This is a genomic window from Thiocystis violacea, from assembly GCF_016583575.1.
Lineage (GTDB): Bacteria > Pseudomonadota > Gammaproteobacteria > Chromatiales > Chromatiaceae > Thiocystis > Thiocystis violacea.
In genome coordinates this window covers 61057-75551 of record NZ_NRRG01000021.1, presented here as the reverse complement: position 1 = coordinate 75551, position 14495 = coordinate 61057, and the positions used below count along the sequence as shown (strand labels likewise).

Sequence of the window (14495 nt, the reverse complement as noted above, 5' to 3'; positions counted from 1 at the left end):
GTCGTTGCCGCTGCGCGGCGCGCTGACGAGGATGCATGGGGGCTGGCTCCACGGGTGGGCAGTTGGGTTTGGCCACTCTCAGCCTACCACCACCGCCAGCCTTTCTCATGCGTTTCAGCAGGTTGGGCTTATCTTAGTGCCATTCGGGATTGGCCCTATTCCACCTTCCACCGCGCGGTTGCGGCTGACCTATACCCCGTGGACTGGGCAGACGTGCGGATCGACGAAATGGCTGTCGGCGAGCGGGATTGAGCCGGCGTAGAATGGAACGCGGATAGGAGGTTCCACCACTTTGGGACCACCGGGCTCTGCGGATATGGCCCCGTCCTGGAGTGCCGCGGGCGTTGTTGGATTTGGGCTGCATCTGAATGGCGGATCGCCCGACGCGGGCTGATTGAGGAGGGCGGAGTTCCCAAGAAACCGCTGGATTGTGCGTTGCTCGTTGCTATTTCGGCGATCCATCGAATCGACGTCCTTCACACATTGAATTGCAGGTCCGTAGCATCCTTCGCGATTGATGCGGTTTGTTCCGCGCCGCAGCAAGAGTGCGATTCGAGTAAGCAGAGAATAATGAAAAATCGGCTCTCTAAACTGAATGAATTGGGTTGGACCGACTGGTTCGAGCAGCGCGCGGAATGTAACCCAACGGAGACGATCGCCCGCGTCGCGGCTGTCGATCGTGATCAGCTATTGGTCGTGGACCAGACCGGACATTTCCGGGCGAAGCTGGCCGGCCGCTATCTGCACCGCCATCACCTCGCCCATGAGCTGCCGTGCGTGGGCGATTGGGTGTGTCTGGTACGGCCGCCAGGCGACGATTTTGGTGTGGTTCACTCGATTCTGGAACGCCGGACCTCGCTGCGTAGAAAGTCGGCGGGGAATGCCGTCGAGTATCAGATGATCGCGGCGAACCTGGATTACGTCGTTATCGTTCAGTCATGCCACTTCGATTTCAATCTGAAGCGGTTGGAACGCTATCTCGTCATGGTGATGGATGGCGGAGCGAATCCATGCATTCTACTCACCAAGACGGACTTGGTGGATCCCGCCGTTCTCGCCGCGCAGTTGGCGGAAATAGACGCGACTGGAATCATGGCGCCGATTCTGGCCCTGAGCAATGTCACACGGGATGGACTGGACGATCTCAAGCGCTTGTTGACGCCTGGAAAGACCTATTGCTTCGTCGGATCCTCAGGGGTTGGAAAGAGCACGCTGATCAATCATTTGATCGATGGCGAACGATTGGAAACCGGGGCTGTCAGCGGAACCGGCGAAGGACGGCATACCACCGTTCGTCGCGAGCTGATTCGTCTCGATAATGGCGCGCTGGTGATCGACAACCCTGGCATGCGCGAGTTTGGCATTGTTGGAGCGGAAGACGGCATCGGGAGTAGTTATTCTGAAATCACGGCCCTGGCTTCCAACTGCCGTTATGGTGACTGTCGCCATACAGGCGAGCCAGGTTGTGCCGTGCTCGGCGCGGTTGATTCCGGCGACATCAGCCGAGAGCATTATGAAAACTACCTGAAGCTCAGGGAAGAGTCCGACTTCAACCAGATGTCCCATGCTGAAAAGAGAAAGAAGGATCGGGACTTTGGTCGATACATCAAGACGGTGAAAGCGGACTTGAAGAATCGCTAGCGCAGCAAGATTCCCTATTACTGGGTGATTTCCCCGGAAGATCGGACCCTGATCGCCTATCGACTGGTTGACGGAACCTATCACGTCAGCTTTGCCGTGGAGTTAGGCGTCGAAACAGGCGTCGGCAAGGCGCGCATTCCGCCATTCGAGGAAACCGAGATGGATTTGAGCTATGTGTTTGGCGATCGAGACTGACCCAAGCCTGATGAGCCAGCCAATAAGTGGCCGATCGCGATCAGATTCTCGCCGCTTCGTTTCCACCCCTTCCATCGACTGTCACATGGATCAATGATGCCTGCGAAGATCCTCCAACCCGGCGAAATCGAGTCCTTCTCTGCCGCGATCCCGCGTCTGATCTTACCGGACGCGCACACCTTCAAGACCCGTGCGGAGCGTCTGCGGCGGATCGCGCCGGGGCACGGGCTCGGGGACTATCTGACCTTCGTCGCCGCCATCGCCGACTGGCAGCAGACGGCATTCGACGCGCTGACGGATCTCGCGCCACCGGATGCGGCGCACCTCGACCAATGCGCCACGCATGGCTTCCCGCCGCTCGCACCCCAGGGCCTGGCGCGCGATCCGCGCTGGCGCGAGTTGGTCCGCGACCTGGCGGGCCGGCTCGGTCCGTCCGCGCCGGCCCAGGCCAGGGCGGTGCTGGAGGGCATCGCCAACAGCAACGACGTCTGGATCGAGGAGCAGGCCGAGGCGCTGCTCGCGCTCGATCTCGCCCGCGTCGACATCGCCGCCTCGGCCATCATCGCCGCCGCCCTGCAGGTCTACTGGAGCCTGCTCGCCCAAACCCTGGAGGCGTCGCGGATCGCGCGCCCAGCCTTCCCGAATCTCTGTCCCGTTTGCGGTTCGCACCCTGTCGCCTCGGTCGTTCGCATCGGCGGAGTCACGGATGCCCTGCGCTATCTCGTCTGCTCGCTCTGCGATTCGCACTGGTATCTGGAGCGGGCCAAGTGCAGCAACTGCAATAGCACCCGCCAGATCGGCTACCACGCGGTCGAGAATCCCGAGTCCGCGATTCGCGCCGAGTCCTGTCCCGAGTGCCGGAGCTATCTCAAGATCCTCTATCAGAACCAGACCCCTGACCTGGAACCGACGGCCGATGACCTGGCCTCGCTCGCGCTCGACTGGCTGATGAGCGAAGAAGGCTATGGACGCAGCGGGGTCAATTTGATGCTGTTGCAGGGCGGTAGTTTGGATGGCGATTGAGCGGCCCAAGGCTGACAACCTCTTCGCCCTGCTCCCCTCGGTCGATCGCGTCCTGACCTGGCCGGCGACCGCCGCGCTGCTCGCGGAGCATGGCCGGCAGGCGACGACCACGGCGGTTCGGGATCTGATCTCCAGTCTTCGCGACGAGATCCGGGACGCGGGCGTCGATGCCTGCGCCTTGACCGAGAGCGCCTTAGTGCAGCGTCTGGCGAGCCTGCTCGCGGAACGCGGCGCCACGCGCCTGCGCCCCGTCCATAACCTCACCGGCACCGTGCTGCACACCAATCTCGGCCGCGCGACGCTGCCCGAGGAGGCCATCACGGCCATGGTCGAAGCCGCGCGCAACCCCTGCGCGCTGGAGTACGACCTGGAGACCGGCGGGCGCGGCGATCGCGACGACATCGTCGAGGGTCTGCTGCGCGAGCTGACCGGGGCCGAGGCGGCGACGGTGGTCAACAACAACGCGGCGGCGGTCTTTCTGCTGCTGAATACGCTGGCCTCGCGCAAGGAGGTGCTGGTCTCGCGCGGCGAGCTGGTCGAGATCGGCGGGGCCTTCCGGGTGCCGGACATCATGAGCCGGGCCGGGGCAAAACTGCGCGAGGTCGGGACGACCAATCGGACCCACCCGCGCGACTTCGAGGAGGCGATCGGGCCGCGCACCGCGCTGCTGATGAAGGTGCACACCAGCAACTACGCGATCCAGGGCTTCACCAAGGCCGTGCCCGAGGCCGGCCTGATCGCCCTGGCGCATCGCCACGCGCTTCCCTTCGTCGTCGATCTGGGCAGCGGCACCCTGGTGGATCTGGCGCGTTACGGGCTGCCGCGCGAACCGACGCCCCAGGAATCGCTCGCACTCGGCGCGGATCTGGTGACCTTCAGCGGCGATAAGCTGCTCGGCGGCCCCCAGGCCGGCATCCTGGTCGGTCGCGCCGATCTCATCCGACGGATCAAGAAGAATCCGCTCAAACGCGCCCTGCGGGTCGGCAAGCTTACGCTTGCCACGCTCGAAGCCGTGCTGCATCTCTATCGCGACCCGGACCGGCTGGCCGAACGCCTGACCGCGCTACGTCTGCTGACCCGGCCCGAGCCAGAGATCCGCGCCCAGGCGCTGCGCCTGCTGCCGGCATTGCAACAGGCGCTCGCCGCCTGGCCGGTCCAGGTCACCGCCGAGCCAGCGCTATCGCAAATCGGCAGCGGCTCCCTGCCCGTGGATCGTCTGCCGAGTCACGCCCTAGTCATCACCCCCACGGCCAAACGCGGCGGCGGACTCAACCGACTGGAGGCCGCCCTGCGCGGCCTGCCAACCCCAATCATCGGCCGCATCGCCGACGGCGCCTTGCGGCTCGATCTCCGCTGCCTGCCGGTCGGAGCGGAACCCGATTTCGTCCGCCAACTCGCACCACTGACCACTGACCACTGACGAAGAATGATCATCGGCACCGCCGGACACATCGATCACGGCAAGACCGCGCTGGTTCATGCGCTCACCGGTGTGGACACCGATCGGCTCAAGGAGGAGAAGGCGCGCGGCATCACCATCGAGCTGGGCTATGCCTACCAGCCCCTGCCCAACGGCGAGGTGCTCGGTTTTATCGACGTGCCGGGGCACGAGCGTCTGATCCACACCATGCTCGCCGGCGCGGCCGGCATCGACTTCCTGCTGCTGTTGGTCGCGGCCGATGACGGTGTGATGCCGCAGACCCGCGAGCATCTGGAGATCATCGAGCGGCTTGGCATCGCGCGGGGTGCGGTCGCCTTGACCAAGATCGATCGGGTCGAGGCGGTGCGGGTCGAAGCGGTGCGCCGAGAGATCGTGGATCTGCTGGCGACGACGCGACTCGCCGGCGCGCCGCTGTTTCCGGTGTCATCCATCAGCGGAGATGGGATCGACGCCTTGCGCCAGCACCTTTTCGAGGCGAGTGAACGGCTTCTGCGGCGCAGCGAGCAGGGTCATTTCCGCTTGGCGGTCGACCGCAGCTTCACCCTGCACGGAACAGGCACCGTCGTCACGGGAACGGTCTTTTCGGGATCGGTCCGTGTCGGGGACGAGCTGATGATCGCACCCGGCGGGCGGCGTGTGCGCCTGCGCGGACTGCATGCCCAGAACCAACCGGCCGAGTCCGGCCGCATTGGCCAGCGGTGCGCGCTCAACCTGGCCGGCGTCGAGAAGGACGAGATCGAGCGCGGTGACTGGATCGTCGCGCCGCCGCTCGGCATCCCGGTCGAGCGCTTCGACGCGCGGCTGGCGCTGTCGGCCCAGGCATCGCGAACCCTGCGGCATTGGTTCCCGGTCCATCTGCATCTGGGGGCCGCCCATGTCATGGCCCATCTGGTGCTCCTGGAAGGCGATCGGCTCGCCCCCGGCGACAGCGTCTTCGTGCAGGTCGTGCCGGACCGTCCCATCGGCGCGCTCCACGGCGATCGCTTTATCGTGCGTGATGCGGAGGCGCGCCAGACGCTCGGCGGCGGTCGCGTCCTCGACATCCTCGCGCCCGCGCGCAAGCGTCGGACCCAGGAGCGGCTCGATACACTCGCGGCCCTGGAGTTTGACGCGCCAGCCGAGCGGCTGGGGCGACTGCTCGATCACGCCGCTTGGGGGCTCGATCTCGACCGGCTGCAAGCCGCCTGGAATGTGCCGGACCTTGGGGCGCTCCTGTCGCTGGACAGCCGGCGCATCGGCACCGGCGCGCAGTCCTTCGCTGTGGCACAATCCGCGTGGCTGATACTGGAACAGCGCCTGTTACAGGGGCTCGCGGACTATCACGAACGATCAGCCGAGGAGTTGGGTCCGGACGCCGGGCGCGCGCGCCGTATGTGGCTCCCGAAGTTGCCGTTGCCCATGTTCAACGCCCTGGTCGCCGAACTGATCCAGGGCGGTTTACTGAAACGCACCGGCGTCTGGCTGCATCGACCCGAGCACGATCTGACGCTGAGTCCGGGTGAAGAGGCCACCGCCGAGCGGATACTCCCCCTGCTGCGGCGTGAGCCGCTGGATCCGCCTTGGGTGCGCGACCTCGCGAAGGCGTTGGACCTGGACGAGGCGGCCGTGAGACGGCTGATGCGGAAGATGAGCGGCCAAGGGACGCTCTTTCAGGTCGTCCGCGATCTTTTCTATGTCCCGGAGGCGATCGAGCGGCTAGCTGGCGTCGTCCGCCAGCTCGACGCGGAGACCGGCGGAGTCCGCGCCGCCGACTTCCGCGACCGCACCGGGCTCGGCCGCAAGCGCGGTATCCAGATCCTGGAGTATTTCGATCGGATCGGCCTCACCCGGCGGGTGCGCGACACCCATCGGCTCCGCGCCGACAGCCCACTGGCCGATCCAGCGGCCTCGGTGGATCGAGCATAAGCAGTCATCCCTGGAAGGGAATCGCCTCCGGTGGGGCGGCCGGGCTTCAAACCCGGTTGGGGGCGTCAGACGCTCCCGGGTGGGTTCGACTCCCACTTCCTTCCGCCATTCCTGCGTAACACCTCGCAACCTATTGAAACACCGATGTCTGGCGTTAGCGCTGCCCAGTGCCTCCACGGTAACGGGCGCTATCGCGCCCGATCAATGGACGCAATCCGAGGCGGAAAGTGTTTGACACCATCCAGCTCGGCTTCCGCCAGCGCTTGTTCGTTTTGTGATCGCCCGCGGAGACTTGACGTTTACACAGACGTCAGAATTGCCGGATGTCGGAACTTTATCCGACATCACCATCGTGTTGAGATCAGGGTTCTCCGCATCCTGAACAATGGATGCCTTTTGGGCGGACACCCGTCATTCCAGGCGAGCCTGTACCGGCGCCCAAGCGAGGTGTCGCCTCAGGTGTTCGGACACGAAACAGAGATTATCGAGGTCATCCGGCCTTCGCATCAGGGACATTTTGAACATGCAACGCTACATCCTGATCGACTACAACGACGCCTCCGCCGAGACGCGCGAGGTCTATGACGACTTCATGCGCACGACCGGGGAGAGTTCGGTTCCCATCTGGATGCAGAGCCTCGGGCACAGCGCGCCCCTGGCTCGGGCCTATTGGGAGCGGGCGAAGGGCACGCTTTTCAGCGGCAGTCTGCCCCTGCCGCTCAAGGAGATGATCGTCTTCGTCGTCTCGGCCAGGCATGGCGCGCGTTACTGCTCGGCCTGCCACGCCCAGAATGTCCTCAGTCTCGACAAGACGTTGTCGTTCGACGAGCTGCACAGCTTCGTCACGGCGGGCACGGAGCGGGTTCTGCCGCCCTATTACGAGCAGGTCGTCGCCTTCGCGGAAAAGGTCATCGCCGATGCCAATCAGGTGACGGACGAAGACTTCGAGAATCTGATGGACGAGGGTTTCAGCCGGGAGGAGATCTGCGAAATCATCGCGGTCATCGATCTGGCGTCCATGTTCAACATCTACACCAGCGCCTTGAAGTTGGATCTGGATCCGAACTATCGTGCCATTCTCTGAGGGTTGGCCGGAGATGGGATCATGGAGAGGGATCTGACAGCCTCCTGGCGGGAACGGACCGCGCAGCAACTGGTGCGGTACGAGGCCGTGTTCAAGCTGCTCGACGACGTCCAGCAGACCGAGCATGTCGAGGAGATCGCGCAACGGGTCGCGCGGCATTGGAAGTATTTCGCCAATGTCACCTGTTGGCGGCTGGTGCTGCCGGCGGAGGAGGGCTTTCTGGTCATCGACGGCGCGCGCGGGGAGGCCCATCTCGCGAGCGTCGCCACGCTTGATGCCTGGGACGCCTGGCACCTGTCCCAACAGAAACCGCGACTGGTGCGGCCGGCGGAGCTGGTCGCGCCGCCGCTTCCCCCGGAGCACCTGGCGGGCAAGGCCATCACCGAGATCCAGGTCTTGCCCTTCGTCCGCCTGGGGCAGTGCACCGGGCTTTTGAGCGCGGCCGCGCGCCACGAGCCCTTCAACGAGCTGGACATCAAGTTCATTCGGCTCTTCGGCAACCACTTGACCGATCGTCTGACCGGCATTGAGCTGCGCCGACACGCCATGAACGCCCTGGTCGACAAGGCGACCCGCGATGCCCTGACCGGCCTCCTGAATCGCGGCGCCGTCATCGAGCAACTCGACACCCAGCTTGCGCGCACGATTGCGTGCGGAGAGCCACTGAGCATCATCCTGGCCGACATCGATTTCTTCAAGATCATCAACGACAACCATGGCCACCTCGCCGGCGATCAGGTGCTGCGTGAAGTCTCGCGCCGGCTGCGTGCGCAAGCCTTCTCCGGGGACAGCCTGGGACGTTACGGCGGGGAGGAGTTTCTGTTCGTGCTCTCCGCGTGCAGCCCGGAGAACGTCGAGCGGGCGGCCGAGCGCTTTCGCCGCATCGTCGCCGATACCCCGGTCCAGATCGGCCCTGATCCGCATCAGGTGCTGAACGTGACAATCAGTCTGGGGACGGCAAGCACCAGTGGGCATGAGCACCCCAGGCTTGAAGCCTTGATCAAGCGCGCCGACGATGCCCTCTACCAGTCGAAGGGATCTGGACGCAACCGAGTCACCGTCGGATGAGCGGGCGACCGGCGACCACCAGCGCCACTCCGAAAGTCGAGGGTGCCGGCCCGAAGCCCTGGGGCGCCGGAGGGGCCTTGCCGGAACTGCTGATCCGCGCGGGTGATCGACCGCTCTTTCTGGCCATTCAACGCGGATTGGCGCTGGTGCTGCCGCTGATCATGGTCGGCGCGCTGGCCATTCTGGTCCGCGACTTCCCCTCGCTCGGCGCGCAGCAGATGCTGGACGCCGCCTTGGGGCCGGCCTGGCGGATCCGCTGCGGCAATCTGATCGACGGCTCGTTCGGCATCGCCTCGCTGGCCTTGCTGTGCGCCCTGAGCGGGACCATGGCGACGCTCCACAACCAGCGCCATTCCGGACCCTTCGTGAGTCCGATCATGGCGGCGGTCGTCGTCCTCTCGTGCTTCTTCGTCATCACCGCGCCGGCTCAAGCGGGAAGCTGGAGCGAACTCTTTTCATTGAGCCACGGCCTCCTGGTGGCGATGGGTGTTGCGGCGCTCGGCTCCTGGATCTTTCTGCGACTGTCCCAGATCCAGTGGTTGCAGCTCCCGTTCCGCACGGTCGGCAGCGATCCGGTGGTGCGCGACGTGCTGACCGTGATGCCGGCCGGCATGCTCACCATCCTCTGCTTCGGTCTCCTGCAATGGGCGCTCACGGCGGTCGGCGTCGCCGATCTCTACGCGAGCACGCGCGACTGGGTGGGGCAGCCGTTCACGGATGCCGGCAGCGGTCTCGATACCGGACTCTCCTACGTGGGCCTGTCGCAGATCCTCTGGTTCTTCGGCGCCCATGGTCCCAACCTGCTGTTCGCGGTCGAGGAGCATGTCCTCATTCCGGCGGGGCTGGCGAATGCCGCCGCCTTGCAGGCGGGCGGCGAGCCCGTCTTCATCATCACCAAATCCTTCGTCGATGCCTTCGCGCGCATCGGCGGCTCGGGCAGCTCGCTCTGTCTCATCCTGGCCATCCTGCTCGTCAGCCGCGATGCTGGCGGGCGCAAGCTCGCGGTCTTCGCGCTCTTCCCGGCGCTCTTCAATGTGAATGAGCCGCTCCTCTTCGGCATCCCGCTGATCCTCAACCCGAGCTACCTCATTCCCTTCCTCCTGACCCCCGTGGTCCAGACCTTGACGGCCTTTGCCGCGACGGCGCTCGACCTGGTGCCCCACACCACGACCGCGATGCCCTGGACGACGCCGGTCCTGATCAGCGGCTTCGTCGCGACCGGTTCGGTGGCGGGCCTGGTCATGCAACTCATCAATGTCGCCCTGGGAACCCTCCTCTACATCCCCTTCGCGCGTCTCTCCGACCGCGTGCGCGAGCACCGTGGCAAACGGGTCCTGAACGGGCTCCTGCGCGCCGCCGAGAGCAGCGAGACCGGGTCTGGCGGCCGCAAGTGTCTCGATCGACCGGGCGAGGAAGGGCGGCTGGCGAAGGCGTTGGCCGACGACCTGGCCCTCGCGCTCAAGGCGCAAGACCAGCTCTTTCTGGAATACCAGCCCCAGATCGGCGCCAAGGGATGCTGTGTCCACGGGGTCGAAGCGCTCCTGCGTTGGCGCCATCCGGCCTATGGACGCATCCCGCCGCCGGTGACCGTGGCCATCGCGGAGGACATGGGCCTGATCGACCGGCTCGGCGCCTTCGTGCTCGCCGAAGCCTGCGCGCGGCGGGCGGCCTGGCGCGGCGCGGTGCCGGACGCGCTCATTCTCTCTGTCAACGTCTCGCCGCGACAGTTGTTGAGCCCGGCGTTCGCCCGGACCGTGCTTGAGGTTCTCGGGCAGACCGGACTCGACCCGCATCTGCTGGAGCTTGAGATCACCGAATCCACGGTGCTCATCCCGGACGCGCTCGCGCTGGACTCACTGCGTCGGCTGCGCGACACCGGGGTACGCATCGCGATCGACGACTTCGGCATGGGGCATGCCTCGCTGCGCTATCTGCGCGAACTGCCGATCGACACGGTCAAGATCGACCGCTCACTGACGGTCGGAGGCCCAGGCGGTCTCAACGAACACATCGTGCGCAGTATCAACGAGCTGAGCCGATCTCTTGGCATCACCACCATCGTCGAGGGCGTCGAGCTGGATGCCCAGCTCGCGATGTTCCTCGCGCTCGGCTGCGAGACCTTTCAGGGCTATCTCTTCAGCCGCCCGCTGGGGCCTGACGACTGTCTAAGTTTCATTGGCACCCAGCGGAAGAACAGGCGGCAGGCGGAATATTCCCAAGCCAATGATGGCCCGGTCATGCTCTCGCGAGAGAACCTTTGAAGGGATCTTGGGGATCCTGGGAGCGTTTCCGTAAGGAGGCGCGGTTCGGATGGATTCGGCCCGATGAAAAGTCCGCCGAGATGGCTCATCGACCCGCGCGGCCCGACCGATCCTGTCGACAAGGATAGTGATCCGGTCGACAATCCGCGCCTGGATTAAGCGAGGGTCGGTCATGTCTGAAATAACAGTGGAAGTGACTTCGCGGGCGCGGGACGTCGCGGACGATAAGCCGTGGGTGGGTCGGTTTCGTCCCTGGCATTGGCTCCTTGTGGCCTTGGCGGTCGGGTTAGTGGTGGGCATCTTTCGCGATGGGTTGGCGGGCATGCTCGCGGCCTGGGAGCGGGAGGAGTACAGCCACGGCTATATGCTTCCACTGGTCGCGGCCTTTCTCGTCTGGCAGAAGTCGACCCTCTTGGCTCGGATGCCGTTCGAGACGAGTTGGTTGGGGGTGTTGGTTACCTTTTTCGGTCTATTCGTCTACGTGGCCGGTGAGCTTGGAACCCTCTATACGGTGATCCAGTATGGCCTCCTCATCACGCTTGGGGGGCTCCTCTTGTCCTTCATGGGAATCAGGGCCTTTCGGCTGATTCTGCCGGCCTATGTCCTGCTGTTCTTTACCGTGCCCCTGCCGAATTTTTTATACAACAATCTGTCATCGCAGTTGCAATTGATATCCTCCGAGTTGGGCGTCGCCGTGATACGTCTGTTCGGCATTCCGGTGTTTCTGGAAGGCAATGTCATCGATTTGGGGAACTATCAGTTGCAGGTCGTCGAGGCTTGTAGCGGTTTGCGTTATCTCTTTCCACTGACGGCCTTGGGGTTCATCGCGGCCGTGCTCTTTCGAGGGGCCATGTGGAAGAAGGTCGTGCTGTTTCTCTCGACCCTGCCGATCACGGTGTTGATGAACAGTTTTCGGATCGGTGTGATCGGCGTTTTGGTGAATTATCAAGGCATCGGCATGGCGGAGGGGTTTTTGCACGATTTCGAGGGCTGGATCGTCTTCATGTCGTGCGCGGCCTTGCTGGTGCTGGAAATGGCCCTGCTTGCGCGCTTGGGGCGGAATCGAATGCCGCTCGCCGATGCCTTCTCGATCGATGGCCCGCCGCCGCTTCCCTCGGCGGTGAACCTGGTCTACCGACGTGTTCCGGTTTCATTCATCGCGGTGCTGCCGGTCCTGCTTGTGGTGGCGGTGGTCTCGCAGATGGCGCCGCCGCGCGAGGAGATCATTCCGGAACGCCCAGAGTTCGTCTTTTTTCCGGGCGCGATGGGTGACTGGCGGGGCCGGGTCGATCAGCTTGAAAAGCAGTATGTCGACGCGCTCAAGTTCGATGACTATCTGTTGTCGGATTATAGGAACGCGACGGGCGGGCAGATCAATCTTTATGTCGCCTATTACGCCTCGCAGCGTAAGGGTGCGTCCGTACACTCGCCGAAAAGCTGTCTGCCGGGTGGGGGCTGGCGTATTCAGGAACTCTCGCAGCGAGAGATCAAGGGGCCTGGGATCGGCGACCGGCGGTTATCGGTCAATCGTTCGCTGATTCAGATGGGCGATGAGCGCCTGCTGGTTTATTACTGGTTCCAGCAGCGTGGTCGGATGATGACCAATGAATACCTGGTGAAGTGGTTCCTGTTCTGGGATGCGATGACACGTCACCGGACCGACGGTGCCTTGGTGAGGGTGACGACGCCGGTTCCGGTGGGCGCGGACGTGGCCGAGTTGGATGCGCTCTTGTCGGATTTCATCAATATGATCGCGGGGCCGCTTCAGCGCTTTATTCCGGAGTGAACCGGAGGCCTTGATCCTGGACGTTTCCGGAAGCACCGACAGGATGTCGGTGCTCCCTGATGCCGGTAGTGCCCGCTCAGCCTGGCCAGCGCTGCGGCACCCTCTGTATCTGGCCGACGTCGTAGCCAAGCCCGCCAATGAAGGCGAGAATTTCCTCGTATTTCGCCGCTTCGATCTCGGGTCCGCGGGCCATGATCCAGACGTAGTCGCGTTTCTCGCGGGCGATCACGGTGATTCCATAATCCGGCTCCAGCCAGACGATGCGGAAATCGGCCTTGAAGGGCCAGATGAATTGCATGCCCCAGAGGGCATTGGTGCTGGTGTCGCGGATGAAGCCGGTGGGGTGATGTTCCTTCCGAGGCCCATCGAAGGCGTCCTTGTTGAAGGTGAAGGTGGTGGCGATGGTCCCGTCTTCATTCAATGCATAGGATTCGATGGCATTGTGGGCGCCTTTCTCGACGAAGGTCGGGATATTGGCGATGACGTACCAATCGCCCATGAAGCGTTGGATGTCGACGTGCTTGACTGTGTCCATTGGTGGGTCGCCTTCCTCGGTGCAGGCGCTCGTCAGTGCGAGCAGGGATAGGATGATGGAAAGATAAATCAGACGTTTCATTGGGTGCGTGGACTCTCGGGGACGATTGAGGATGGGCGCCCCGCGAGGGGGCGGACCGGGCCGGGGCCATTGGCCGGGCGAAGCTTCGGTCATTGGTTCATCAGGCTTCCTGTCGTGACCGCCGGGGTGGTCCGGGAAAGAAGGCGTTGGTGCGTCGTACATAGTCACGATAGCCGGGCCGTCGCTCGGCGATGTCCTTTTCTAGCAGGGCGACGCCGGAGACCCGCAGCAGCAGGAAGGTCATGAGAATGGGGGAGAGGAGAGTCCACCAACCGCCGGCGGCGAGCGCGAAGAGGAAATAGCCCCACCAGATGCAGGCCTCGCCGAAGTAGTTGGGGTGTCGGGTGTAGCGCCAGAGCCCCTGGTCCATGACGCGACCCTGATTCTCCGGCTCGGCCTTGAAGTCGGCGAGTTGTTTGTCTCCCAAGGCTTCGAAATAGAAGCCAATCAGCCAGAGTGACAAGGCCAGGGCGTCGATCCATCCCAACTCGCCGGTGGCGCGCATGGCGGCCAACAGCGGCAGCGAGATGATCCAGGCCAGCACGGCCTGCAAACCGAAGACGATATAGAGGCTTTTCCACCAGAAACCGGGGTCGTTGTTGGCCCGAATCGCCTGATAGCGGTGGTCTTCCGCCTGTCCGAGGTTGCGGCGCGTGATATGGAACGACAGCCGAATCGCCCAGATCGCCACCAGACCCAGGACCAGCCAGGCGCGGGTGACTGGTTCCGGCGCGAGAAAGATATAGACCGCCGCCATGGCCAGGAAGAAGAGCGACCAGAGCGAGTCGACGAAACCCACGTTCCGGATCGGAAGGCTGACCAGCCAACCGGCCAGCCCAAGACCCAGAGCCAGGCCCAGGGCGGTCAGATAGAGATCGAGGTCAAACATCTCACGAGGCTCCCTTGAGATTGGATGATCGCGGATCGGCGCCGACGGCCCAGGCTCGGGTGTCGAGACGCTCGGCGATCCAGGCGGTCAGCGGCATCAGGAACGACCAGCCGCCCGCGAGAACCGTCATCGCCACCAGCGTGTCCGGGAAGCTCACGCCACCCAAACGGTTTCCCGCGTAGTAGGCGAGCGGTCCACCGATGGCGCCGAAGAGGCTGGCCAGGTACCAGCGTCCTTTCAACCAGCCGAGCGAGACGTTCAGGGTCGTCGCGAAGGCGAGCCACATGGCGATGATCCAGATGGGGGCCAGCCAGGGCAGGAGCATGCCGGATGGGTAACTCAGAAAGCCCAGGCGTACCAGCAGGCTGTCCCAGGCCGCGCCGATGAGGCCCACGGCGAGGATCATGACGGCCTCCGTTTGGGGTTTGGGCGACTGAAGGAGACGCAGGGCGACGACCAGGACGGCGACGATGACCCCCAGCCAGGGCCAGTGGTGCGCGCCACCCAGCACGCAAGCGAACCAGGCGAGCTGGAAGGCGATCAGATTCGTGAGGATTTGGGGCACGGCTCAACCGATCAAAGGATT

At 63.9% G+C, this 14495-nt stretch carries 12 protein-coding genes and 1 tRNA gene; 10 read left to right on the top strand and 3 right to left on the bottom strand.

Features of this window, described 5'->3' with window-relative positions; genetic code table 11:
* Positions 1-570 precede the first annotated feature (570 nt).
* From rsgA to xrtD, 10 genes are all read left to right on the top strand, one after another.
* Entirely contained in the window at positions 571-1641 is a 1071-nt protein-coding gene (rsgA, locus tag CKO27_RS11930) for a ribosome small subunit-dependent GTPase A (protein ID WP_200375117.1), read from the top strand.
* Between the two features lie 24 nt (positions 1642-1665).
* Complete coding sequence (locus tag CKO27_RS11925) at positions 1666-1836, top strand: hypothetical protein (protein ID WP_242470870.1); 171 nt, start codon at positions 1666-1668, stop codon at positions 1834-1836.
* A 96-nt stretch (positions 1837-1932) separates the two neighbouring features.
* Positions 1933-2859 carry a formate dehydrogenase accessory protein FdhE gene (fdhE, locus tag CKO27_RS11920; RefSeq protein ID WP_200375116.1) on the top strand — a complete coding sequence of 309 codons (927 nt, stop codon included), beginning with the start codon at positions 1933-1935 and terminating at the stop codon, positions 2857-2859.
* Positions 2849-4279, top strand: a complete 1431-nt coding sequence (gene selA, locus CKO27_RS11915) for an L-seryl-tRNA(Sec) selenium transferase (RefSeq protein WP_200375115.1) — start codon at positions 2849-2851, stop codon at positions 4277-4279. Before fdhE ends, selA begins: the two co-directional genes overlap by 11 nt.
* 6 nt (positions 4280-4285) lie before the next feature.
* Positions 4286-6205, top strand: coding sequence for a selenocysteine-specific translation elongation factor (gene selB, locus CKO27_RS11910; RefSeq protein WP_200375114.1), 1920 nt, complete (start codon positions 4286-4288; stop codon positions 6203-6205).
* Between the two features lie 12 nt (positions 6206-6217).
* Positions 6218-6313 (top strand) — tRNA-Sec (locus CKO27_RS11905).
* A gap of 415 nt (positions 6314-6728) precedes the next feature.
* On the top strand, positions 6729-7289 hold the full coding sequence (locus tag CKO27_RS11900; protein WP_200375113.1) for a carboxymuconolactone decarboxylase family protein: 561 nt from the start codon (positions 6729-6731) through the stop codon (positions 7287-7289).
* A 21-nt stretch (positions 7290-7310) separates the two neighbouring features.
* The gene (locus CKO27_RS11895; protein WP_200375112.1) at positions 7311-8357 is read left to right on the top strand and encodes a GGDEF domain-containing protein; all 1047 of its coding nucleotides are present in this window, start codon (positions 7311-7313) and stop codon (positions 8355-8357) included.
* Positions 8354-10618 carry a PTS sugar transporter subunit IIC/EAL domain-containing protein gene (locus CKO27_RS11890; RefSeq protein WP_200375111.1) on the top strand — a complete coding sequence of 755 codons (2265 nt, stop codon included), beginning with the start codon at positions 8354-8356 and terminating at the stop codon, positions 10616-10618. Before CKO27_RS11895 ends, CKO27_RS11890 begins: the two co-directional genes overlap by 4 nt.
* Positions 10619-10790: 172 nt before the next feature.
* Complete coding sequence (gene xrtD, locus CKO27_RS11885) at positions 10791-12404, top strand: VPLPA-CTERM-specific exosortase XrtD (RefSeq protein WP_200375110.1); 1614 nt, start codon at positions 10791-10793, stop codon at positions 12402-12404.
* Between the two features lie 76 nt (positions 12405-12480).
* Here xrtD and CKO27_RS11880 read toward each other — a convergent pair whose 3' ends face one another.
* The 3 genes from CKO27_RS11880 to CKO27_RS11870 all read right to left on the bottom strand — a co-directional run bounded on the left by CKO27_RS11880 (position 12481) and on the right by CKO27_RS11870 (position 14474).
* Positions 12481-13020: a lipocalin family protein gene (locus CKO27_RS11880; RefSeq protein WP_200375109.1), complete on the bottom strand. Its 540-nt coding sequence runs from the start codon at positions 13018-13020 to the stop codon at positions 12481-12483.
* A gap of 100 nt (positions 13021-13120) precedes the next feature.
* The gene (locus CKO27_RS11875) at positions 13121-13909 is read right to left on the bottom strand and encodes a DUF1295 domain-containing protein (protein WP_200375108.1); all 789 of its coding nucleotides are present in this window, start codon (positions 13907-13909) and stop codon (positions 13121-13123) included.
* Between the two features lies 1 nt (position 13910).
* Complete coding sequence (locus tag CKO27_RS11870) at positions 13911-14474, bottom strand: DUF2878 family protein (protein WP_200375107.1); 564 nt, start codon at positions 14472-14474, stop codon at positions 13911-13913.
* Positions 14475-14495 lie beyond the last annotated feature (21 nt).